The organism is Pelovirga sp. (assembly GCF_059864205.1).
This window is the reverse complement of record NZ_JCBCBS010000116.1, coordinates 40157-62206: the sequence shown is the minus strand read 5'-3', so window position 1 is coordinate 62206 and position 22050 is coordinate 40157. Positions and strand designations below refer to the sequence as shown.

The following is a 22050-nucleotide window of genomic DNA, read 5'->3' as shown; positions in this document are numbered from 1 at the left end:
CGCGTTGGTAAAGATATTACCGACACCGGAACCAACGGTGCCGACAACCGGCACACCCGACGAGGTGCTCTGAGAGTACATATTGTTACCGATTTTATCCAGCGCATTGGGGTTGGTAAATTTCGCCAGCGCCATCTGCATCAGTTTACGCGGTGCGCCATTGGAAAAGTTACCGATAACATAGCCTTCCGCATCGATGCTCAGTTTCACCAGAGTACCGGCGCCATAACCATCCTGCTCCTGCGACACCACCATCGAAGGGCTGGCATATTGGGTGGTTTGCATATCTACAGCAATCTGCTGAGTCTGAACTGCGCCGTTGTTCCATTGCAGGGCACCGGCAGTCGTCATGGCAGTCGGTCTGGGAAACACCGGATCACTGCTTGTGTCACCAGATACAGTATAGAGATCGTTCCCATTGATGAGGATAAGATTACCACTGCTGTCGAATTCCAGCGTTCCGCTACCCACAATTGAAAGAACACCGGAAGTTCCACCGGCAAGCTCGCCGCCGTCAACTACGGCATTCCACTGCCACTGCTGATCGGCTGTTTTGGTGAAATAGGTGGTCATCAGATGGGTACTGCCGAGACTGTCAAATACCTGAATTGAAGTGGCATAGTTGGATGTGCCGGAGGGATCAAGGAGATCAAATCCTGCGGTGATCACCGGCGCATCAGAGTTCAGGTTGGTATTGAGATTAACGTTGCCGGTCGGGCCGGCCTGGGTGAAGGAAGTGGTATTGACCCAGATCGGGGTCAAATCACCGACGGCGTTGCCGTTGGCATCAAGGTTGTACCCCATGACGTTGAATTTGTCGGGATTGACCAGAAATCCACCCGCATCGAAACGGAAGGCACCGGCACGGGTGTAATAATTGCCGGCATTGCCGGTGGTTGGATCATTGACAATAAAAAAGCCGGCACCTTCAATAGCCAGATCGGTATTGGTTTCGGTGTTTTCAAAGGTGCCCTGACTGAAAATATTGTCGACGATAGACAGTCCGACCCCGCGACCAACCTGGGAAGCCCCTCCGGAACCGGAAATCTGGCTGGAGAGCAGGTCACCGAAAAGGGTGCGGCTCGATTTGAAGCCGATGGTATTGGCGTTGGCGATATTGTTACCAATAACGCTCATGGCGTTGGCGTTGGCGTTGAGACCACTGACACCACTATAAAGAGAACTCGATACTCCCATTGTCTTACTCCTTTTTGTCGTAAGCCGCGTCCGTCGGTCGGCGGCTTGCGAACCTCCTCAAATGAGGACCGGTTCGGCAGGTTTAGGCGATAATAGCACTGTCGATATTGGTAAATACGTTGTTTTTCAATTGATCCTTACTCACGACCGTCACTACGGTGTCGTTTTTAACACTGACTACCAGGGCGGTATCATCGAGCATCACCAGGGACTCGCGTCCTCCCTTGATGTTGATCTGCTCGATCGCTGATTCCAGTCGTTGCAACTGCTGAGGGTTAAAAGCAATGCCGCGACTTTGCATACGCTCGGTGGCATGACGCGAAAACTTGATGCTTTCCGGCGCCATTTTGTCACGCAACAGAGCATCAAAGTTGGCTCCGCTCGCCGGCACGCGGTCCGGTCGTTTGCCTACCGATTGTCCACCCGGAAAAACCGGTTGCGGAAAGATATTGATGGCATCGGTCATCAGCTGCCTCCGGCCTTGGCAATCCGCCCCAGCGCAAAGGTGCCGCTGCTGGTGTCCAGTTGAATGGCGCTGCCGCTTAAATCGACCGATTCCACCCGTCCCTTGATCAGGCTCCTGCTGTCGATGATCTTCTCATCGGTATCAATGGCGTGAACGATTAGGGAATAATCACCGGGAACCAACGGCATGCCGGCGTCGCTATAACCATCCCAATCGACAAAATACTGTCCCGAGCCGGTTTCACGGGCACTAATGGTGGTCAGGGTGCCCCCGCTCTGATTCTGCACGTAGAGGGTCACCTTATCTGCCTGCGTATCCAGCTGGTAACCAAGTTGCATTGATTCGCCATTAAAATGGAATGCTGACCCTTCCGCGACCACCTCCTGACCGATCAGGCTCAGTGCTGACATTTTTTCCATCTCACCGCTCATACGCCCGAGCTGTTCGAGGCTTTTGTTGACATTAGTCAGCTGTTCGAGTTGACCAAACTGCGCCAACTGGGAGGTAAATTCCGTCGGATCCGCTGGATTTAACGGATCCTGGTGCTGTAATTGGGCAACCAGAAGCTTGAGAAAATCCTCCTTGCCCATGGACACATCACGATCCCCCATGTTGGTCAGGGGCGGAGGCTGTGATGCGATGGCTGAACTGATTGTTGTCATAATCTGATGACCTCCAAAAAATCGGGGTTGAGCAGCGGGTTAAACATGGAGGCTGATTCCTCTGCCACCATTGCGGATCAGATGAGCCAGAGGGATGGCTTGATCTTCTTGTAATGGATTCTCTTTCTCACGCTGGGTCCAGGCTGATTTCTCAGCCTGACGGCGCCGATGGGCCAGATCTTCGGCCAGTCCCTGATGCTGATTCTGACGCGCATCGCTGCTGACCTGGAAATGATCGATCTTTAACCCTTGTTCGGCCAGGGCGTTGCGTAATTGGCCAAGATTGCGCTCGAGCACTTCCTGTACCTGCTGGGTCTGGGCATGCAGATTAGCACGGACGCGATCACCTTCAACCATTAACTCGATGCGCAGGGCCCCCAGTTCGGCCGGATACAGACGCAGAACCATACGTCCCATGTCACCCTTATGGCTGCCGGACAAATGGGTTACCACCTGGTCAAAAATCTGACCATCAATAACCTGGTGACTAGCGGCAAAGGGCGCGGCAACCGGTGCTGGTGCCCTGATACTCTGCGCCGCGCTTACTGCCGGTGAAGGATGGGCGTGCAGCTGGTTATGCTGTTGCGCTATCCCCTCAGCTCCTTGTTTGGCCTTCATGGCGGCCTGCGCCAAAGCAACCTGGGGGGTGCCCTTTTCAACGACTTTAGCGAAAATCGCCTCAACAGAGTCTTCTGCTGGTGGTTGATTGGTCGATATCTGTTGTGCCTGTTGCACCTGGCGACCATTTTCTGTCACCTGGGGCTGGCCCGCTTGGGGCTGACGCAGCTTAAGCAGTTCAATGAAGCGTGCTTCGAGGGGGGCATCTGATGATTCCATGCGGTCTGCCATTTCATTACCGCGAGCAGCAGCGTGGTGCCCTTTGGCTTCCCATCCGGCGTTAACTGGTTCGGCGTTGTTGCCGGCTTCTGCCAGGGTGGCGCGCAGTTGTGTCAGACGCTCACGCACCTGCTCGAGTTTGTGCGCGGCAACCAGTTGTCCGGGTGGTAATGGGCCAACAATCCCCTTGCCGGGGTGATTCCGGACCTGCTGCTGATATTGACTAAACCAGGCGATCAGCTCTTCCACCTTCTGTTCCAGGGCCAAATCCTGCTGTTCGGACAGCAACTTTTGCTCACTGTTCTGTTCTGCCACCACCACCTGATTGTGAAACTGCCTCCCGGGCAAAACCTCTTCAACCAGATCGACCAGTTGTTGCAGTTGCGCGTGATCCATTGAGTTCGGAACCATCCCTTGCTCAAGCAGCAGCGCCAAACCGTCGAGCAATTGCATATCAAGCTGCTCAAGTTGCTCCGGCAGATCCCGCTGTTGCGGTTGCAAGGCAAAGAGTTCACTGGCTTCTTTTCCCAACCGTTCGGAAAAATTATTCAGCAAAACACCCCTGCCCGACAGTCCTGACTGACCGGCCTGGTCCTGCTTTGCAGTCTGATAAACCAGCTGCTGCGCCTGTTGCGCCATGGTCTGACCAAAAAGCTGCCCCTGCCCTGCTGCCGCTTTTCCAGCGGACTGGATATTGCCCGCTTGCGGGGTCGGCGCAATCATCATCGCTGCATTCATCATCGCTGTTTCACCTCCTTTCCGGGTAGATTCATTGTGGGATTAATTTCCCGCAGTCTCATTAACCGACAAATCGGTAAAGGCTTTGCTTAATCTCAAGGCCGCTTCGGCATTGAGTCGTTCCATGATCTGCCCGGCGGTTTTCTTCTTGATACCAAGCAGCAGATTAACCGCCAGCCGGGTTTCCAGTTCACTGATCAAAACCGCCGCCTGCTGTGGATGCATGCGCTCGTAAATCAGGCTCAGCTCTTCGATCCTGGTATTCTCTTCGGCAGCGCGACGATCGAGGAGGTCATTCAACTCGGTACGCAGGCGCTGCATGGCGGCGATTTTCTTATCGACCTCTGCTTCCAGGGTCTTTAGCTGCAATTCACGCCCGTGCAGCCGCTCTTCGCGCGCGCTTAAGCGCTCATCGCGCTCCTTGATGGCGGCGAGAATGCGGCGTTCCTCCACTGAGGCAAACTGTTCATCGGCGGTAAGGGAAAACAATGGCGCTTGCAGCAGCAGGACGCTGCTGATCGCGAAAGCGACAATAATACAGAGACGTTTTTTCATGGAGTAGTCCCCTTATGGCGCAGACTGATTTCATCGAGTTGAATGCGCTCTTTGCGCTCCTGTTCGCGACGAAACTCAGCCTCCTGACGTTCTTTGAGTTTGTCCATGACCTGCCGGTCACGTGCCGTTTGAAGCAGCGTCTCGCGCTGCCTGACAATTTTTTTTTCAAGCACTGCAAGCTGCGTCTGCAATTGTGCACTACGGCGCCGACAATGGCTGATGCGGTTTTCATAAAGGTCGATCTCAGCGATGGTCAGCCCTTCTTCCTGCCGCTGTTTAAGCGCTTGATCCTGGGCGTTCAACTCCTCTTGCCGGGTGGCAAGGGCGGCGATCAGTTCCTGCTGTTGCTGGTGGCTTAAAGCTAGGGCCTGCTGCGCCTGTTCCTCAAGGGTCGTGCGGTAATTCAGAACCGACTGCAGTTTGAACTTTTTAGCCATGATTTAATCTTCCCGTGGCGCTTTACGCCGATCAAGCACCAGTGTATTCATCTCCTCAATGGTCGTTCCCAGATCAAAGGACTCATCCATCTCCTGGCGTAAAAAGTCGTTGACGGCCTCAATACGACTGATGGCGTAATCGATCTTCTTATTACTCCCCTCGGCGTAGGCACCGATATTGATCAGATCTTCCGCCTCTTTGTGGGTAGCCATGATCTCGCGCATATTGCCGGCCAGCTGCAGATGTTCCTTGCTGACAATATCGCGCATGACGCGGCTGGCCGAGGCAAGAACATCGATGGCTGGATAATGATTGCGCGCTGCCAGGTCGCGCGACAGAACAATATGCCCATCGAGGATCGAACGCACGGCATCGGCCACCGGCTCGTTCATGTCATCCCCTTCCACCAGCACAGTGTAAAGACCGGTAATACTCCCCTTGTTCTTGAAATTGCCGGCACGCTCCAACAGTTTTGGCAGGGTCGCGAACACCGACGGGGTATACCCTTTTGTGGTCGGCGGTTCACCGATAGCCAGACCAACTTCACGCATGGCCATGGCAAAACGCGTGACCGAGTCCATCAACAACAGCACCTCTTTGCCTTGAGCGCAAAAATATTCGGCGATGGTGGTGGCGACAAAAGCGCCGCGCATGCGCAGCAGTGGTGATTGGTCTGAGGTTACCGTCACCACCACCGAACGCGCCAGCCCCTCCGGACCCAGATCGCGCTCGATAAATTCACGCACCTCACGGCCACGCTCACCAATCAGGGCAATGACATTGACATCCGCCTTGGTATGTTTAGCGAGCATCCCCAACAGTACACTCTTGCCAACCCCGGAACCGGCCATAATCCCCAGGCGCTGACCAGTACCACAGGTCAACAGGGAATTGATCGCCCGCACTCCCAGATCGAGGGGCGCGACAATCGGTTTGCGCGCCATCGGGCTGGCCGGCAGCGCATAGAGGGGGCATTCGTCCGTACAGGGTTCCAGCGGCATCTCATCCAGGGGTCGCCCGAGGGCATCCAACACCCGTCCGAGCAACTGCTCACCGACCGCCAGGGTTGCACTGCTGCGCACCACCTGAATCAGACAACCGGGACCTAAACCGCGCAATTCTCCCAGGGGCATCAACAAAGCACGGGAGTCACGGAAGCCAACCACCTCGGCGGGCACCGCCGGACCACCGTCGTGGGGCAGGAGTTCACACAGGGTGCCAACGGTCGCCGTGGGGCAATAGCCCTCAACCACCAGACCGACGATCTGAATGATCTTGCCACTGACTTTGAAGGGGTTGACGGCTTTGACCCGTTGCACCAGATCGATCATGATGTTCCCGTCATCGCTTCCTGCAGGGCTTGACGGATAGCCGCAAGCTGGGTTTCCACAGTAGCATCCACCTCACCAAGGTCCGACTCAATCTTACAACCACCGGCAGTCACCAGAGCGTCTGCTTCAACTATCAGATTTTTCAAACCGCTGATACTCGCCAAAAACAGGGGTTTGTGTTCGTTGACGGCAGCCAGATCGGCTGGATTAACCTTGATGCGGTAATGATCGGCGCGTACCGAGGCCTTTAACGCCTCGGTAATCACCTGATTGATCATATCGGAGTGAATGCTGACCTCACGCTGAACAACCTGTTCAGCGATCGCCATCACCAGACGCAGCATGTCATCGCGGCTGTTCTGTGCCATCTGGACGCGCAACTGGGAAACTTCCGTCAGCGCGGTTGCCAATGCCTGGGCTGATGATTCCAGCCTGGCCGCCGCCGCCTTCATGGCATCATGTTGGCCGCGAGCGTAGGCTTCATCCATGTCTTGCCTGGACACTGCAGGCGCTGCCGAAGAGGTTGCTGGGCTAGCGGCAGGAGCCCTGGCTTTTGTCGGCTGGTCAGCAACAAAAGCGTGCGAAGCCACGGCAATCGTGCCCCCTTCACCAAAAGAACTGAAATGAAATTCTCTGGCTCCGGTGACCTCTGCGCCCCGATAAATTCTAGACAAGTTCATCGCCACCACCACCTCGACCAGGGATAACAACCGTGCCTTCTTCTTCAAGCTTCAGGGCAACCTTGACAACTTCCGTCTGCATTGCTTCAACCTCGGACAGTTTGCGCGGTCCCATGGCCTCAAGATCTTCCATAATCATGTCGACAGCGCGGCTTGAGATATTGGAAAAAATCTTTTGTTTGACAGCATCGCTGGCAGTCTTCAACGCCAGGGTCAGCATGTCGGTACTGATTTCACGTAGAATCGCCTGCATACCGCGGCTATCGATGGCAACCAGATCCTCAAAGGTGAACATGCGGCGGCGGATTTCTTCGGCCATGTCGGGGTCAGTTGCTTCAATTCTGGTCAGAACGAGCTGATCGGCGCCTTTTTCCATCTTACCGAGAATCTCAACAACCTTATCAATACCGCCGATCTGCTTGTGGTCGTGACCGACCACCACACCAACTTCGCGCTGCAATGCCGCCTCGATCTGATTGATCACCTCGGGTGAGACGTTGTCGATCTTGCCGATGCGATAGACCACCTCACCACGCATTTCCTCCGACAGTTCCACCAGAATCCGGCCGGCGTGATCGTCACGCTGGGTCGAGAGGATCAGGGCAATGGTCTGTGGATGTTCATTTTCGAGCAAGCCGGCGACCATCCGCGGATGCATTTTCGAGATGGTTTCCAGCGGCCGTCCCTCGATCCCGGCAGAGACCTGATCAAGCAGCTGCTGGGCACGTTCACTGTCAGCACCACCTAAAATGGCGTGCTTGGCAAATTCATCTCCGCGGATATACACCCCGATATCCGTGCCACGGGCATTCCTGTATTCTTCGAGAATTTCCCGCGCCAACGAGGGTTCGACGTGCTCAATATCCATCATACAGCGGCTGATTTCGCGCACCTCGGCATCATCCAGCGCTTCAAAAATCCGCGCTGTGGCCTCCTCTCCCAGACACAACAGGAGCAAGGCCGCTTTTTTGGCACCTGACAGATGTTTGGTTTTTATCACTGATAACTCTCCCGCGCTCAGCGCAAATCTTAATCGGTCAGGACTCGGCAGGTTCTTGCCGCAACCAGTTTTTGATTACCTGGACCGGCAATATATCACCGCCTAACACCTCCTGGCGGATTTGCGCCAATGGATCACCAGGGCCACCCAGCAGCGGGGTCAATGACTGGCCACGCAATTCGCTCTCAAGTTCCTCGACGGTTTTCAGCGGCGCAGTCTGCTCGTCGACACCACCTAAGGTGCGAACCAGTGGGCGCAGGAAGATCAGATAAACCATCAGAGCGGCAATCGCCAACAGCGCGTAGCGAATCAACGGCAACAGCGGATAGACCCGATCCACCACCGATGGCTCGGGCATGGTCATATCACCAAAGCTGCTTTCAAAGGGCATGGAGACCACCGAGATCAGGTCGCCGCGGGCATCATTGATCCCCAGGGCGGTACGGACCATCTGTTCGATCTCCTGAATCTCTGCGGCACTGCGCGGTGTCGTCAGCGGCGCTGCGCCATCACCGGCCGGGGCAACCCGGTCGGCCACCAGTACCGAAACGGACAGATTCTGTATGGTTCCCACCGACTGGACGGTCTTACTGACCACCTTGCTTAACTCATAGTTGACGGTTTCTTCGGTACGGCTTGAGGGAATATTGGTCAACGCCCCGGCACCCCCCTGTTCCAAATTAGCCACAACGCCCGGCACGCCACCGGCAATCTGGCGGCCCCCCTCTTCGTTCATGGTCTGCTCACTGACCACCACCGCTCCACGTGGATCATAGGCTTCCTCGACCCGTTCACGTTGATCAAAATCAATACCGGCATTCACTTTAACCAGGGCATTGCCAACGCCAAGGGCGCGCTCAAGCAGGGTCTGGGCGCGATACTCCAGACGACTTTCCAGCGTTTGCTGATAACTCAGCATCCCCGGGGTCATGGGCCCGGGCATTTCATCGTTACGATTGTTGGAAAGGGTGCGCCCATTGGAATCCACAACGGTGACATGTTCCGGTTCGAGCCCTTCAACACTACCGGATACCAGATGAACAATCCCCTGCACCTGAGTGTCGCGCAAAGTGCGCCCGGCGACCAGTTTGACAATAACCGAGGCCGTAGCGGGTTGCTGCTGCTCACGAAACAGGCGTTTCTCCGGCAGGGCAAGGTGGATCCGTGCCGCCTCCACCGGTGCCAGAGAGGTGATGGTGCGGGTCAACTCCCCCTGCAGGGCACGGCGGTAATTGACCTTCTGGGTGAAGTCGGTCATGCCAAAGCTCTGCTTGTCAAAAATCTCAAAACCAACGCCGCCGTCTGCCAGGCCGGAACCGGCCAATTCGAGCCGCGCCTCGTAAACCTGATCGGCAGGGATCATAATCATGGTGCCGTTGCCTTCAAGGCGATAGGGGATTTTGCGATCTTTAAGCCATTGCACCACTTCCGCCGCATCACGACTGGGAAGGTTGGCAAACAGCAGACTGTAATCGGCAACCCGCGCCTGCATGATGATCAGGCCGAACAGCAACATGCTGACCACCGCGACACTCACCAGGCTGAGTTTACGCGCCATTGACCAGGCGGCAACCACATCGATGAAAGTTTGTTTTTTGTTGTTGCCGGTGGCGCCTTTATCACTGGTGCCGATCAAAGCCGGTTTATCCTCAGCCATCGACTTGCTCCTTTTTCACTGGTTCTTGACCAAACAATGAGCTCGCTACCCACTACCCACTACCCGATTTTCATCCAACCTAGACCTGCATGCGCATTACTTCCTGATAGGCTTCGACCGCCTTATTACGGACCTGGACCATCATGCGTAATGAAATATCTGCCTCTTCGAGGCGAATCATCGCTTCATGAAGGTTTTTGGTGTCGCCGGCGACAATATTCTCAGCAGCGCGATCGGCAACAATCTGCGATTGATTGACCCCGGCAATGGAAGTTTTCAATGCCTGGGCAAACTTGTCACCAATCTGCTGTGCCGGGGCAGTGCGCGTCTGCGTCAGGCCTTTGAGATGGGTTGCTAATGTGACATCCGTTATATTTTTCATCATTCACCTCAACGTCCGATATCGAGAGCTTTAAGAGCCATTCTCTTTGCCGCTTTGACCACGGTGACATTCGCTTCATAAGCGCGTGCCGCCGACATCATGTCCGCCGTCTCTTCAACCAGACTGATGTCGGGCATGGCCACCGTGCCATTTGCATCCGCATCCGGATGGGAGGGGTCATACACCAGTCGCGGTGGGCGGTCGCTGGCTTGCACATGCGAGACGCGCACAGCATGAGCGGCATCACGCATACGCCCATCGAGGGTATGGGCAAAGTCCTGCTGGGTACTCTGAAACACCACTTCGCGCTTGCGATAGGGACCACCGTCGGGAGTGCGCGTCGTTTCCATATTGGCCAGATTGGAACTGATTGCGTTAAGCCGAGTGCGTTGTGCTTTCAGTGCTGACGAACTGATTTTCATGCTACTGAACAGATCCATAAAATCTCCTTTAACGCCTTAACGACCGTCCGATACGGCGTATTTGAGCATGGTCAACTTCTTTTTCAAAATTTGCGTGCCGGCTTCATAGAGCAGCTGGTTTTCCGCCAGGGAAAACATTTCTTCATCAAGGGACACGGTATTGCCATCACCAATACCACTGGTATCGACATCACGCTCGATGCGTCCCTGGAGTTGATGGAGGCCGGTACCATTGACCGGAATATGGCGCGCGTTAGCCGGCTTGGTGTTCATTTCCGGGCGCTTGATGGCCTGGCGCAGATTGTCCTCAAAATTCAACTTGCGCGCACTGTAGCCCGGGGTATCGGCGTTAGCCATGTTACCTGCAATCACCTGCTGGTTCCGGGCACGCAGATCGAGACTTTTTTCAAGAACAGCAAGGGTATGATCAGTTATTTTCATGGGTCTCTCCTGACTGTTTTTTTGACACTTACGCTAAAAAGTTTCAACCTTGCTCCTGTATGAGCAAATCCCGCGCCAACTTTCCCCAGGGACCGTTGGCGTCGTCACGAATCAGGGCTTGCAGCTGCTCCAGCGCCGCCGCAGGTTGGCGCAGCTGGAACAATATCTGGGCATTGCGGTAGCGCGCCTGGGATGAAAAATCGTCATCAGCAACAAGACCTTCATAGAGGCGCAATGACGACGACAGGTTACCGAGTCGATAATATGACTCGGCCAGCCGGGCCTGTTCGCTTGCTAACAACGACTGCACGGCAGCGACCCGTTCGAGGGTGCTGACGACCGCGGCAAAGTCATCCTGTTGCCAATATATCCCTGCCGCGCGGAGATTGACTGCGGGGGTGTCAGGACGATCACGGCGCTGCACTGCGTCACGCATCTCATCCTCAAGCCCCTGCCGTTCGAAGCTGTTGATCAACAGCACAAACAGGTCCCCGGCGTCGTTGCCGTCGGGATACTGACTTAAATACTGGCGCGCATAATCACCTGCCGCCAGATACTGGTCACGATGCATCATACTTTGCGCCAACGGCAGAAAAATCTCTTTTTGCTCAGGGGTTCCAGCACTCTGATCGAAAAGGTAAAGCAACACCCGCGATGAACGCTCATAGAGACCAAGACGATCAAAAGCACGAACCAGATTGTGCAGAAACGCCCGGTCGTAACCACTGGCCAGCAACAATTCGCGGTTCTGCTCAACCAGCACCACCGCCTGCAGATCATTCCCTTGAGCGAGCAACTGCTCAACGACAATCGGCAATTGCCGACTCAGCAGGATATTGGCCTCGCGGCGCCACTGGGAAGCAGCAAAATCGCGGCGGAAATTCATCAGGCGGTTAACGCTGGTTCGATGCTCGCCGGTCAGAAATAATACCAATGCTTCCTTAAAAAAGGCCTCTTCACGCAAACTGCGTAGCTGTGAGCGTTGACCGATAGCGACATACTCACTCGCCATGGAACCGACAGTTGACGGATCGCCGTTGACTACCCTGATATCGAGCAAACGTAAGGCGGCGCGATCCCCCCCTTCACTGCGAGGATAGTCGTCGGTTGTGCGTTCCAGCCCAATCCGCCCCCAATCCGTATCGCCCGCTTCAAAAACGGCAGCGGCGGCGGCAAAATGGATCATATCGGCACCCTCTTGATGGGTAAAAGCCAGCGCCAGGGGGTGATAAAGACGGCGGGAAAAGTCGAAATCCCCTCGCTGAAATGCTGCATGGGCGGCACGCTGGCAGGAAGCATAATAAAATTCACACAATAGTGGTTCGGCTGCCAGGGCACGGTAGCCGGTCAGGGCCTGAACGCCCTCACCCAATCCGGCCAGGGCATCGGCCAGACGAATCCTGCGGATTGTTTCAAGATGGTCTGGCCAGACCAGTTCATCATCACTGAGCAGCTTAAACGCTGACCGATACTGAGATACGGCCAGTGCCGCTTCAGCGTGAAGCAGACGCGTTGGTGCTGCCAGCGGATGTGCCAGCGGCAGCGTCATCAGGGTGGTTTGCAGATGGAGCAGGGCACCGATGGCGTTGTCGCGCGCGGCCTCTCCCCAGGCTGTCAAATAATCGACACGGATCTGCTGATCAGCTGTCAGTTCATTCAGCGCACCTAAGCGCGCCAGTCCGGCGGCATAGGAACCAGTGCGCAAATAGGCATCACCCATCAGCAGATCACGCTGACGCCGTTCTTCATCACTCAAACCGCCCAGCTCCATTCCGCGCTGCAGCAGGCTTAGAAACAACTGCTCGTCGGCCAACTGCTGTAATCGCAGCAATGGACTGTCGCTAGCGGTGATGGGATCAAGGGGGGGTGCTGGAGTCAGGCGGGGCGGGATGTGGATGTTCCAGGGGCTGCGATAGTCGCGGAAAAATTCCAGCCAATTGTTATCCCACGGCGACTGTGTTTGCAAGCGCGGGGCGGCAGAGCCGCCACGGCGGGACGGCACATCGGCAAGCCGAAAAGCGATCCCCGGACGGGCCGCGTCATCGCCCGCCCACTCAATATCGATCAGGATGCGCGGAGGATTGTCCAGCGCCTCGGCACTCACCCGTTCAGGGATGCGGCGCATCAGCAAAGACACCACCAGATCGTTATGACGACGGATCAGGGTCGTGCGCACGACGGTGCCATCTTCCGGCAGGGTGCGCAAAGTCGGACCGGAACCTGTTCCTGCGAGTAACAGGTCGATACGCTGCCCCGAAGAATCAATGCCGAATTCCGTCCGTTGTGACAGCATAACGGTCACCCGGGTATGGTTTGGCTCTTCCTGCTTTTGAATCCCGGTAACAATTGTTGCGGCTTTGGCCGGCAGCGCCAGACTCAAGAAAAACAACAATAGAAACAGACCAATTCCGATAATTTTTTTCCAGGTCAACAAAGGGGTCATGCGTTCCTCCTGCAATCGGCAGAGCTCGTCGCGGTGTATCAATGGCGAGAATCATGCCAATCCGCCGGAATCACTCCTATCCTATTATTTTTATTAATATTTTTATTTTTACAAAAACTAAAACGAGCCTATAGGGAAGACTCTCTCAACCATGGTCAGTATTTTGACAGGCACGGGTTTAAGCTTCAGCTTCAAGAATATCCAGCAATTGGCCCATTCGGTTTATATGGATTGAGCGCCATCCCAACAATCCAACCATAGTGAATTGCTTCAATCAGGGGCTCCTGCTAAAGTAGCTCCGTTAAAATGAGATATCATTCGTATCTGTTCAGCCCAGTCCTTGCGCAGGGTCGGGGTTCCTGTGGCAAGGGTGTTTGTCGCCATGGATGGCGACAACAAGCGGTCATGGATGACGAAAAGCGTCCCTTGCCATAGGATCCCCGACCCGGTGCATAATAGTTACGATCATTCTTGTCAATCACAGCCAAAGGGCCCAGACCATGAATTTTTTCTGCAGCAAAGACTGTCCGGATCTCTGTGGGATGGATATTCACAGTGAAGAAAACATGATCAGTTACCGGGCCGAACCCCAACCGTGGAGTTCTCCCGGCTTTATCTGTTCAAAATTCAAAGATTTCGCCACCCGTGAAATCAACAACGGTCTGCTGTCGTGGCAAAAAACCGGGGACGACATACAGCATTTCCCCGACGCCACCAGTGCCCTTGGCGCTCTTGCCAAGTGGCTGGTTCCTTATCGTAACAAAAACATCCTCTACCTGCGTGGTTCCGGCAGTCTGGGTTACAACATGGGCTACTGGGATCAGCTGTTTGCTGTCTTTCCCCATTGCGTCACGGTCAACAGCGATCCCTGCAATGCCACCGGTGGCAAAGCCCACAGGCTGGACTTCGGCTGTGTCAGCAACCCCTGTGTCACCCAGCTGGCCGACGCCGAAACAATTATACTGTACGGCAAAAATGCCGCGGTCACTTCGCCGCATCTGTACAGCTACTTAAAAAAGCTGAAAAAATCGGGCATCGAAATCATTCTGATTGATCCGGTCAGAACCGCCACTGCCAGCCTTGCCGATCACTTCATTCAGATTCAGCCGGCCTGTGATGGTCTGCTCGCCTGTGCTCTGCTGACGGAGCTGGGGCATGAACGGGACTACCCGATCCTTCAGCTTCTTGAAACTGCAGGAGTGACCAGCGAACAATTCACCCTGCTGCTTGACCGACTGCGCAATAAAAAGGTCGCTCACATCCAGGGCATGGGGCTGCAGCGCCAGGAAAACGGCATGAACGCCATGCGCTGGATCAACCGCCTGGCTCACTTTACCGCAGGGGTGGACTTGCTCTACTACGGTCATAAATCCAAACGCCGCTGGCAGCCACACCCGGCGCGTTTCAGTAAGGAAATTTCTCTGGATGAGATAGCAGTACGTCTCGCAGCAGGAGAATTCGATCTGTTTGTCAACATTGCTGTCAATCCGGTAGTAACCTATGCCGATAGTAACCTCTGGATTCGCGCTCTGAATCGCACCCCCACCCTGGTGGTTGATACCAACATGACAACAACGGCTACCTATGCTGACTTTTTCCTTAAGGTCGGCGGCATGTTCGCGCAAGCAGATTTTCAGGGCAGCTACTTTTTCCCCCACCATTATTCGCGCCCCGCCTTCACTGATGAACTCAGTGACATGCAGGCGGCCCACGCCCTGGCAAAAAGGCTCAACATTCCGCTGATCCGCACAATCGAAGAGGCATTGCGCGCACCTGCACCAGCACCACGCACGTACCAAACAGAAACCCTTGATCTGCACTGGCCGCAAGAGATGAAGGATTTTCGCCTGCTAACTGCCTCGCACCTTGACTACCTTAACTCACAGATTATTAACGGGCAGGAACAAGGTCTTCAGGTTATTCACATCAACCCCCTTGATGCCGAACAAAAGGAAATAGCAAGTGGCGATCGCCTGCGCGTCGAAGGGGATTGCGGCGCCTTCAGCGCTGAGGCCCTGATCACGGACGCGGTGCGTGCAGGCACCCTGATGTGCTGGAAAAATCTGCCGATGCTTGATGGCTTCTGCAATGGTGCGGTTCCCGGCCGCCTGACCGATGGCGAAACCGGGCTGGCCTATTATGCTGCAGAGGTGCGCATCTTCAAGATCAACGGCGCCTGATCGCCCCCGCTCCCTTGACCCCGCACACGGGTACAACGCAGAATAGAATCTGACTCAGATACTCCCGTGGAGAATGACCATGCGCTCTGTCCGTATGTTGTTGCTGATCACCATCAGCTTGTGGTTCCAGGTTGTTTCAGCCACAGCCCATCCTCATATACTTGATGTCGCTACCGGAGACATGCTGGAGTTCCGGCAACTGATCGAGAAACTCGAACAAAGCCGGGTGGTTTTTATTGGTGAACAGCATGATCATGCCGGGCACCATCAGATGCAGTTCGAAGTGATCAGTGCCCTTGCCAAGCGACAAGAAGTCGCCATCGGTCTGGAGATGTTTCAGACTGAAGATCAGCAGGCATTGGATAACTGGACGGCCGGTACCAGCAGTGTTGAAGAGTTTCGGCAGATCTATCAGCGCAACTGGGGGTGGTGGTCGCTCTATGAACCGATTTTTTCCTATGCCCGCCAGGCACGGATCCCCATGGTCGGGCTTAACCTCCCGCGCAGCATCACCCGCCAGGTGGCGATGAGCGGTTTTTCCTCCCTTGATCAAGAGCAGGTCAGCTTTCTTGGTGGCATGACCTGCAGTGTCGATGCTACCTATGAAGACTTTATCCGTCGCGCCGTTGGGAGCCACGGCCATGGCAGTTTCGATTTTCGCAACTTCTGTGAAGCCCAACTGGTATGGGACAAAGCCATGGCGCGCTATATGTCTCTCTATCTGAAACAGCATCCGCAGCATTCCGCTGTCATTCTGGCCGGTAGCGGTCACGCCTGGAAGTATGGTATACCCTCCCAGATTGTTGATTTCGGCCATAGCGATTACCTGGTGCTGCTCCCCGAGGTGCGTGGCCGCCTGACCCGCGATCAGGTAACCTTGGAAGATGCGGATTATCTGTGGCTGGATCTTGGTGAGGGTTCGTGGACTGTCAATGATGAGGAATACTGATGCATATCTGGGTTGATGCCGATGCCTGTCCGGCGACGATTAAAGACATCCTCTTCCGTGCTGCACAGCGCACCGATCTGCCGTTAACCCTGGTGGCCAATCACGGCATGCGCATTCCGTCCTCACCAGGTATCTCATTTGTCCTGGTCGCCGCCGGTTCCGATGTCGCCGACAATGAAATTGTCAAACGCCTGACCGCGGGCGATCTGGTCATTACTGCCGACATCCCCCTGGCTGCCGAGGTGGTTGCCAAAGGCGCTGTCGCTCTGGATCCGCGTGGAGAACTCTACACCGAAGAAAACGTCCGCTCGCGGTTGAATGTGCGTGATTTCATGGAAAGCCTGCGCAGCAGCGGCGTCGAAACCGGTGGCCCGGCAACCCTTACAGCCAAGGACCGCCAGATATTTGCCAATCGTCTGGATACACTGTTGCGCCAACGTCTCCCCTGAAGACAAAATAACCTGATCAGCCCAACCTTTGCCCTCCGATAAGACACGAACAGCCTCCCCTTAAGCACACTAGTAAACCCCAAGTGTATATATTGGTTGACTAGTGTCGGAAGATTGAGTATTGTCCCCCCTGTTTTTAAGCATTTCCTTAAAAAAGGGGTTCTCTATGGTTTATCTTGTCGGCATTACCCTGCTTTGGGCTTTCTCTTTCAGCCTCATTGGCGTTTATCTGGCCGGTCAGGTCGATTCCTACTTTTCTGTTTTCATGCGCGTGGCTCTGGCCGCGCTGGTGTTTCTTCCCCTGCTGCGACCCATACCGCTAAAACTGGCCGGTCAATTGATGGCTCTGGGAGCCATTCAACTGGGGTTGATGTATGTTTTTTACTTTCATTCTTTCACCCTGCTCAGCGTCCCCGAAGTACTGATCTTCACTATTTTGACCCCCATCTATGTCACCCTGATCCATGATCTGCTGCAGCGGCGTTTCCGCCCGGGCTACCTGTTGACCGCTATCCTGGCGGTTATCGGCGCGGCGATTATCCGTTACAGCCCGGTGGAAAGCCAGGTGCTGACCGGATTTTTGGTGGTCCAGGGGGCTAATATCTGTTTTGCTCTGGGGCAGGTTGGCTACAAGACATTGATCGAAAGAACGCCGACAAGGGTCCCGCAACGCTACCTGTTCGGTTATTTCTATCTTGGCGCCCTGGCGGTGACGCTGGTGTTATGGCTGGCGTTGGGGAATATGACCAGACTGCCGACGACCGGGGTGCAATGGGGAATACTGATCTATCTGGGGGTTATTGCTTCGGGGTTGGGGTATTTTCTCTGGAACAAGGGGGCCACCCTGGTGGATGCCGGCAGCCTGGCGATTATGAACAATGCGCTGATTCCGGCCGGGCTGATTGTCAACCTGCTGATCTGGAATCGCGATGCGAATCTGGCACGTCTAAGCCTTGGCGGAGGGATATTGCTGCTATCGCTGCTCGTGCATGAATATTGGGTGAAAAAACCGGAACTCGTGGCAGATTCCGACGGCTGAAACGATCAATCCCGAGGGGCTGCGTTGCGCTGACGCCTTTGCGCCAACTCTTCCCGCAATGAAGCAATGAGCAGGATGGCGACCCCGACACTGATCGCACTGTCAGCCACATTAAAGGCCGGCCAATGGTACTGATACCAGTGTACACCGATAAAGTCGACCACCTCGCCGAGACGGATGCGGTCAATGACGTTACCGACCGCGCCGCCAAGAATCAGCCCAAGTGAAAAGTGCATCCCCCTGGCCGTCCCCGGCAGGCTCCGCAGGTACCAGAGGATCCCCACCACCGCAATCAATGCTACGGTCAAGAAAAACGGCAAGCGCCAGGTGCTGTCGGCGAGAATGCCGAAGGCGGCACCGGGGTTGCGCACATGGGTCAGGTAAAGGTGATTCTCGATCAGCACCTTGAATTGCCCAAGGGTGTAGTTACGCTCAAAATAGACCTTGGTGAGCTGATCAAGAATCAGCACAACCAAGGCGATGCCGCAGAATATACTGTATTTTTTCATTTCACTCCGCCGCCAGGGCCGCAACACAGCGCGAGCAGAGGCTTGGATGCTCAGCGTGCTCACCAACACTGGTAGCGTAATTCCAGCAGCGATCGCATTTACTGCCCTCGGCAGCAACAACCTGTACCTTGAGTCCCGGCACCTGGATTGATTCCTCTGGCGTCAGGGAGTCTTCGATTAATTCCACCTGCGAGACGATAAAATAGGCCGGCAGCAACGGCAGATAGTGCTTCAGCAATTCTCGATAGTTGTCCGGAACCTGAAGCACGACCTTGGCCTCCAACGACTGGCCAATCAGTTTTTCCGTCCGTGCTTTTTCCAACTGCCGCGACACCTCGTTACGCACCTTGAGCAACCGCTCATAGGTGGCTTCCAGAGCATCATCCATATCAGCCGTCACCACTTCCGGAAACGCCGCCAGGTGGACACTCAGGGGACGATCACCGGGCAGGCGTTGCCAGATTTCTTCAGCGGTAAAGCTCAATACCGGGGCGATCAACCGGGTCAGGGTATCGACAATGCGGTACAAGGTGGTGCGGGCACTGCGGTATTCGATGCTCGACGGGGCACTGGCGTACAGACGATCTTTTAAGATATCAAGATAAAAAGCACTTAAATCGATACTGCAAAAATTGTGGACGGCATGATAGAGCGTATGAAACTCGTAACGCTCATAAGCCTGACGCACCCGTTGCGTCAACCGGGCCAGTCGTGACAAGGCCCAACGATCCAGCTCCAGCAGCTGTGATGAATCAACCTGATCGGCGGCAGGGTTAAAGTTATTCAGGTTGCCGAGCAGATAACGGGCGGTGTTACGAATGCGCCGATAGGCGTCGGACAGGCGTTGCAGGGTTTCATCACCCAAGCGGATATCGTCACGGTAGTCGGTAGCGGCCACCCACAGACGCAGAATCTCAGCGCCATATTGTTTGATAATTTCATCCGGAGCAATGACATTGCCCATTGATTTGGACATGGGGCGACCGGCCTTGTCGAGAACAAAACCATGGGTCAGTACCGCTTTGTAGGGGGCGCAATCACGGGTACCGACCGATTCCAGCAAACTGGAATGAAACCAGCCGCGGTGCTGATCTGATCCCTCCAGATAGAGATCAGCAGGACTGTGAAGCTCGTCACGCAGTTCACAGACGGCGGCGTGGGAGACGCCGGAATCGAACCAGACATCGAGGATGTCGGTTTCCTTGGTGAAGCGGTCATGGTTACAGGCCGGACAGCGGGTACCGGCCGGGAGCAGTTCAGCGGCGTCCTTCTCAAACCAGACATCACTGCCCGCCTCGTCAAACTGATCGGCGATATGATGCATGATAGCGCCATCGTTAAGGGCTTCGCCACACTTTTCACAATACATGATGGTGATCGGTACCCCCCAACTGCGCTGGCGACTGACACACCAGTCGGGACGGGCTTCAATCATATTGTAGATACGGTCGCGTCCCCAGGCCGGAATCCACTCGACCTGCTCAATCGCTGCGAGAGCCTTGTGACGCAGGTTGTTGTGGTCCATGCTGATGAACCATTGCTCGGTCGCACGGAAGATGACCGGCTTTTTGCAGCGCCAGCAGTGAGGGTAACTGTGGCTGAGGTCGCTCTCATGCAACAGCGCCCCAACTTCCAACAACTTGTCGTTGACCGCACGGTTGGCTTCAGCCAGTTTCATGCCGCCGAACAGCTCCAGTTCCGGGCGATAGCGGCCATAGTCATCAACCGGATTGTAGATGTCCAGACCATACTTGAGGCCGATCACGTAGTCATCATGGCCATGCCCGGGTGCCGTATGTACACAGCCGGTACCGGCTTCAAGGGTAACATGATCGCCAAGCATGATCAGAGCGTTACGCTCGTACAGGGGGTGACGGCAATTTTTATTATCGAACTCGGCCGCATCGAGGGGCGCAACGACCCGGGCTCCTTCGAGACCAATGGCTGCTTCTACCTTTTCACGCAATCCTTCGGCAACCACCAGATAGTCACTCCCCGTGTCAATCACCACATAGGGGAGTTCCGGATTCAGGCTAATCCCCAGATTGGCGGGAATCGTCCAGGGAGTTGTCGTCCAGATGACAAAACTCAAGGGCTTGTCGGTCAGATGAGCCAACGACTTCGGCAAGGCCTCAACATAGGGGAATTTGACATAGATCGAAGGGGAGCTGTGGTCAGCATACTCAACTTCGGCTTCGGCCAGGGCGGTGACACAGGAGGCACACCAGTGAATCGGCTTTTTCCCCTTGAACAAAGAACCACGTTCGGCCAGCCGTGCGAGTTCACGGGCGGTGGTCGCCTCGTAGCCGGTGGTCATAGTCAGGTAGGGGTCGGCCCAATTGCCGAAAATCCCCAGGCGCTGGAATTCCTCTGACTGGGTGGCAACCCACACCTTGGCATATTCACGGCATTCGCGGCGAAATTCGGTTTTGCTCATCTCGCGCTTCTTTTTGCCGAGCTTTTTATCAACCATCAGCTCAATCGGCAAACCGTGACAATCCCAACCCGGAACGTAAGGGGTATGGAACCCTTCCATCCGTTTGCTCTTGACAATGATATCCTTGAGCACCTTGTTCAGGGCATGCCCCATGTGAATATGGCCATTGGCGTAGGGAGGACCATCATGCAGAACAAATGTTTGCTTGCCGCTATTGGCTTCTTCGAGTTGACCATTGAGATCGGCCTGCTGCCACTGGGCGAGGATTTCCGGCTCGCGCACCGGCAAATTGGCGCGCATGGGGAAATCGGTCACAGGTAAGTTCAGTGTGTCTTTATAGTCCATGAAATGTCTCTCCACGGGGCATCAGGGCCCCTGATGATGTATGTTGTACGACCTACTGCGCGCCTTGCCCCATCAACCGCGCCCATAGAATTCCCATATGCTCGTGAATCAAGGCATCAGTCCGGGCCAGGGCTTCACCGTCGGGCAATCTCCATAAATGCCTGGTCGGCTTGCTTAAATGCCCGGTGGGCGCAGGGGTGGGATCAAGCCCGGCACCACGAAACAGTTCCATCGAGCGCGGCATGTGGGTCGCCGAGGTGACCAGCACCATTTCGGTATCAGCAAAAAGATCGGCCATCAATTGTGCTTCTTCCGCCGTATCGCGCGGGCCGACAAAGGTCAGGATATCCCCATCGGGAACGCCCAGGGCAACGGCCAACGCTCTAAGCTTTTCCGGATAGGCCACCGGATCGGCCCAAAGACCGTGATAGCCGGTAAAGATCAGGCGACTGCCGGGGTGCAACCGGTAGATACGAATTCCTTCGGCCAAGCGCACTATAGCCGTTGCACTGAGCTCGCTGGTCAGCGGTTGATCGTCCACCGTCTGGTGCCAACTACCCAAAACGGCAATGAAGTCAGCTGAACTCTCACCCGCTTCATAGGCCGGGTAGCGCGTTTCCAGATCGGCTATCCAGCGGCTATTCAAAGGCGCGTAACTACTAACAAACAGCAACGTTGTCGCGACAACAACGCACAATACGCCAAACCAGCGGTTTTTGCGACGCAGCAAAGAGGGAACCGCCAGGAGCAGTAACAGCAGGGTCAGGGGGACCGGCGTTAAAAAATCTCCCAGGATTTTTTTCAATAGAAACAGCAGAGAATCCATCGGCAGTATCCGGGCAAGGCAGAAAAATGCTTAAAACAGCGGGAGATTAGCGCAGAAACAGGAAATG

The 22050-nt window shown here is 55.1% G+C and carries 21 protein-coding genes; 4 read left to right on the top strand and 17 right to left on the bottom strand.

Features of this window, described 5'->3' with window-relative positions; genetic code table 11:
- From AC6F7T_RS07795 to AC6F7T_RS07730, 14 genes are all read right to left on the bottom strand, one after another.
- Positions 1-1197 (bottom strand): flagellar hook-basal body complex protein (locus tag AC6F7T_RS07795; protein WP_500717585.1); only part of this gene is annotated, 1197 nt, incomplete at its 3' end.
- 82 nt (positions 1198-1279) lie between these two features.
- Positions 1280-1663 carry a TIGR02530 family flagellar biosynthesis protein gene (locus AC6F7T_RS07790; protein WP_500717584.1) on the bottom strand — a complete coding sequence of 128 codons (384 nt, stop codon included), beginning with the start codon at positions 1661-1663 and terminating at the stop codon, positions 1280-1282.
- Entirely contained in the window at positions 1663-2325 is a 663-nt protein-coding gene (locus tag AC6F7T_RS07785; protein WP_500717583.1) for a flagellar hook capping FlgD N-terminal domain-containing protein, read from the bottom strand. Before AC6F7T_RS07785 ends, AC6F7T_RS07790 begins: the two co-directional genes overlap by 1 nt.
- Before the next feature lie 39 nt (positions 2326-2364).
- Positions 2365-3903 carry a flagellar hook-length control protein FliK gene (locus AC6F7T_RS07780; protein ID WP_500717581.1) on the bottom strand — a complete coding sequence of 513 codons (1539 nt, stop codon included), beginning with the start codon at positions 3901-3903 and terminating at the stop codon, positions 2365-2367.
- A gap of 39 nt (positions 3904-3942) precedes the next feature.
- Entirely contained in the window at positions 3943-4455 is a 513-nt protein-coding gene (locus AC6F7T_RS07775) for a MotE family protein (protein ID WP_500717580.1), read from the bottom strand.
- Complete coding sequence (gene fliJ, locus AC6F7T_RS07770; RefSeq protein ID WP_500717579.1) at positions 4452-4892, bottom strand: flagellar export protein FliJ; 441 nt, start codon at positions 4890-4892, stop codon at positions 4452-4454. The genes AC6F7T_RS07775 and fliJ overlap by 4 nt, the downstream gene beginning before the upstream one ends.
- Before the next feature lie 3 nt (positions 4893-4895).
- A complete protein-coding gene (locus tag AC6F7T_RS07765; protein WP_500717577.1) occupies positions 4896-6224 on the bottom strand; it encodes a FliI/YscN family ATPase in 1329 nt (442 codons plus the stop codon).
- Positions 6221-6952 carry a FliH/SctL family protein gene (locus AC6F7T_RS07760; protein WP_500717575.1) on the bottom strand — a complete coding sequence of 244 codons (732 nt, stop codon included), beginning with the start codon at positions 6950-6952 and terminating at the stop codon, positions 6221-6223. Before AC6F7T_RS07760 ends, AC6F7T_RS07765 begins: the two co-directional genes overlap by 4 nt.
- Positions 6891-7904: a flagellar motor switch protein FliG gene (gene fliG, locus AC6F7T_RS07755; RefSeq protein WP_500717574.1), complete on the bottom strand. Its 1014-nt coding sequence runs from the start codon at positions 7902-7904 to the stop codon at positions 6891-6893. Before fliG ends, AC6F7T_RS07760 begins: the two co-directional genes overlap by 62 nt.
- Positions 7905-7941: 37 nt before the next feature.
- Entirely contained in the window at positions 7942-9561 is a 1620-nt protein-coding gene (gene fliF / locus AC6F7T_RS07750; RefSeq protein ID WP_500717572.1) for a flagellar basal-body MS-ring/collar protein FliF, read from the bottom strand.
- 79 nt (positions 9562-9640) lie between these two features.
- Positions 9641-9946 (bottom strand): flagellar hook-basal body complex protein FliE, encoded by a 306-nt coding sequence (gene fliE, locus AC6F7T_RS07745; RefSeq protein ID WP_500717570.1) that lies wholly within the window; start codon positions 9944-9946, stop codon positions 9641-9643.
- A gap of 5 nt (positions 9947-9951) precedes the next feature.
- Positions 9952-10383: a flagellar basal body rod protein FlgC gene (flgC, locus tag AC6F7T_RS07740; RefSeq protein ID WP_500717569.1), complete on the bottom strand. Its 432-nt coding sequence runs from the start codon at positions 10381-10383 to the stop codon at positions 9952-9954.
- Positions 10384-10401: 18 nt separating this feature from the next.
- On the bottom strand, positions 10402-10806 hold the full coding sequence (gene flgB, locus AC6F7T_RS07735) for a flagellar basal body rod protein FlgB (protein ID WP_500717567.1): 405 nt from the start codon (positions 10804-10806) through the stop codon (positions 10402-10404).
- A gap of 43 nt (positions 10807-10849) precedes the next feature.
- Positions 10850-13249 carry a tetratricopeptide repeat protein gene (locus tag AC6F7T_RS07730; protein WP_500717566.1) on the bottom strand — a complete coding sequence of 800 codons (2400 nt, stop codon included), beginning with the start codon at positions 13247-13249 and terminating at the stop codon, positions 10850-10852.
- A 542-nt stretch (positions 13250-13791) separates the two neighbouring features.
- On the opposite strand from AC6F7T_RS07730, the gene AC6F7T_RS07725 reads away from it, so the two are divergent.
- The 4 genes from AC6F7T_RS07725 to AC6F7T_RS07710 all read left to right on the top strand — a co-directional run bounded on the left by AC6F7T_RS07725 (position 13792) and on the right by AC6F7T_RS07710 (position 17866).
- The gene (locus AC6F7T_RS07725) at positions 13792-15429 is read left to right on the top strand and encodes a molybdopterin-dependent oxidoreductase (RefSeq protein ID WP_500717564.1); all 1638 of its coding nucleotides are present in this window, start codon (positions 13792-13794) and stop codon (positions 15427-15429) included.
- A 79-nt stretch (positions 15430-15508) separates the two neighbouring features.
- Positions 15509-16378 carry a ChaN family lipoprotein gene (locus AC6F7T_RS07720; protein WP_500717563.1) on the top strand — a complete coding sequence of 290 codons (870 nt, stop codon included), beginning with the start codon at positions 15509-15511 and terminating at the stop codon, positions 16376-16378.
- On the top strand, positions 16378-16827 hold the full coding sequence (locus tag AC6F7T_RS07715) for a YaiI/YqxD family protein (protein ID WP_500717561.1): 450 nt from the start codon (positions 16378-16380) through the stop codon (positions 16825-16827). The genes AC6F7T_RS07720 and AC6F7T_RS07715 overlap by 1 nt, the downstream gene beginning before the upstream one ends.
- Before the next feature lie 166 nt (positions 16828-16993).
- On the top strand, positions 16994-17866 hold the full coding sequence (locus AC6F7T_RS07710; RefSeq protein ID WP_500717560.1) for a carboxylate/amino acid/amine transporter: 873 nt from the start codon (positions 16994-16996) through the stop codon (positions 17864-17866).
- Positions 17867-17871: 5 nt separating this feature from the next.
- Here AC6F7T_RS07710 and lspA read toward each other — a convergent pair whose 3' ends face one another.
- From lspA to AC6F7T_RS07695, 3 genes are read right to left on the bottom strand one after another with little or no spacing between them, the layout of a single operon-like run.
- On the bottom strand, positions 17872-18375 hold the full coding sequence (gene lspA / locus AC6F7T_RS07705; protein WP_500717558.1) for a signal peptidase II: 504 nt from the start codon (positions 18373-18375) through the stop codon (positions 17872-17874).
- Between the two features lies 1 nt (position 18376).
- Positions 18377-21157 (bottom strand): isoleucine--tRNA ligase, encoded by a 2781-nt coding sequence (gene ileS / locus AC6F7T_RS07700; RefSeq protein WP_500717556.1) that lies wholly within the window; start codon positions 21155-21157, stop codon positions 18377-18379.
- 52 nt (positions 21158-21209) lie between these two features.
- A complete protein-coding gene (locus AC6F7T_RS07695) occupies positions 21210-21983 on the bottom strand; it encodes an ElyC/SanA/YdcF family protein (RefSeq protein ID WP_500717554.1) in 774 nt (257 codons plus the stop codon).
- Positions 21984-22050: the final 67 nt, after the last annotated feature.

Excerpts from the sequence above, each read along its gene's own strand:
- AC6F7T_RS07790 (WP_500717584.1), bottom strand. The coding sequence starts at position 1,663 with ATGACCGATGCCATCAATATCTTTCCGCAACCGGTTTTTCCGGGTGGA.
- AC6F7T_RS07785 (WP_500717583.1), bottom strand. The coding sequence starts at position 2,325 with ATGACAACAATCAGTTCAGCCATCGCATCACAGCCTCCGCCCCTGACC.
- AC6F7T_RS07780 (WP_500717581.1), bottom strand. The coding sequence starts at position 3,903 with ATGATGAATGCAGCGATGATGATTGCGCCGACCCCGCAAGCGGGCAAT.
- AC6F7T_RS07775 (WP_500717580.1), bottom strand. The coding sequence starts at position 4,455 with ATGAAAAAACGTCTCTGTATTATTGTCGCTTTCGCGATCAGCAGCGTC.
- fliJ (WP_500717579.1), bottom strand. The coding sequence starts at position 4,892 with ATGGCTAAAAAGTTCAAACTGCAGTCGGTTCTGAATTACCGCACGACC.
- AC6F7T_RS07765 (WP_500717577.1), bottom strand. The coding sequence starts at position 6,224 with ATGATCGATCTGGTGCAACGGGTCAAAGCCGTCAACCCCTTCAAAGTC.
- fliF (WP_500717572.1), bottom strand. The coding sequence starts at position 9,561 with ATGGCTGAGGATAAACCGGCTTTGATCGGCACCAGTGATAAAGGCGCC.
- fliE (WP_500717570.1), bottom strand. The coding sequence starts at position 9,946 with ATGATGAAAAATATAACGGATGTCACATTAGCAACCCATCTCAAAGGC.
- flgC (WP_500717569.1), bottom strand. The coding sequence starts at position 10,383 with ATGGATCTGTTCAGTAGCATGAAAATCAGTTCGTCAGCACTGAAAGCA.
- flgB (WP_500717567.1), bottom strand. The coding sequence starts at position 10,806 with ATGAAAATAACTGATCATACCCTTGCTGTTCTTGAAAAAAGTCTCGAT.
- AC6F7T_RS07730 (WP_500717566.1), bottom strand. The coding sequence starts at position 13,249 with ATGACCCCTTTGTTGACCTGGAAAAAAATTATCGGAATTGGTCTGTTT.
- AC6F7T_RS07725 (WP_500717564.1), top strand. The coding sequence starts at position 13,792 with ATGGATATTCACAGTGAAGAAAACATGATCAGTTACCGGGCCGAACCC.
- AC6F7T_RS07720 (WP_500717563.1), top strand. The coding sequence starts at position 15,509 with ATGCGCTCTGTCCGTATGTTGTTGCTGATCACCATCAGCTTGTGGTTC.
- AC6F7T_RS07715 (WP_500717561.1), top strand. The coding sequence starts at position 16,378 with ATGCATATCTGGGTTGATGCCGATGCCTGTCCGGCGACGATTAAAGAC.
- AC6F7T_RS07710 (WP_500717560.1), top strand. The coding sequence starts at position 16,994 with ATGGTTTATCTTGTCGGCATTACCCTGCTTTGGGCTTTCTCTTTCAGC.
- lspA (WP_500717558.1), bottom strand. The coding sequence starts at position 18,375 with ATGAAAAAATACAGTATATTCTGCGGCATCGCCTTGGTTGTGCTGATT.
- ileS (WP_500717556.1), bottom strand. The coding sequence starts at position 21,157 with ATGGACTATAAAGACACACTGAACTTACCTGTGACCGATTTCCCCATG.
- AC6F7T_RS07695 (WP_500717554.1), bottom strand. The coding sequence starts at position 21,983 with ATGGATTCTCTGCTGTTTCTATTGAAAAAAATCCTGGGAGATTTTTTA.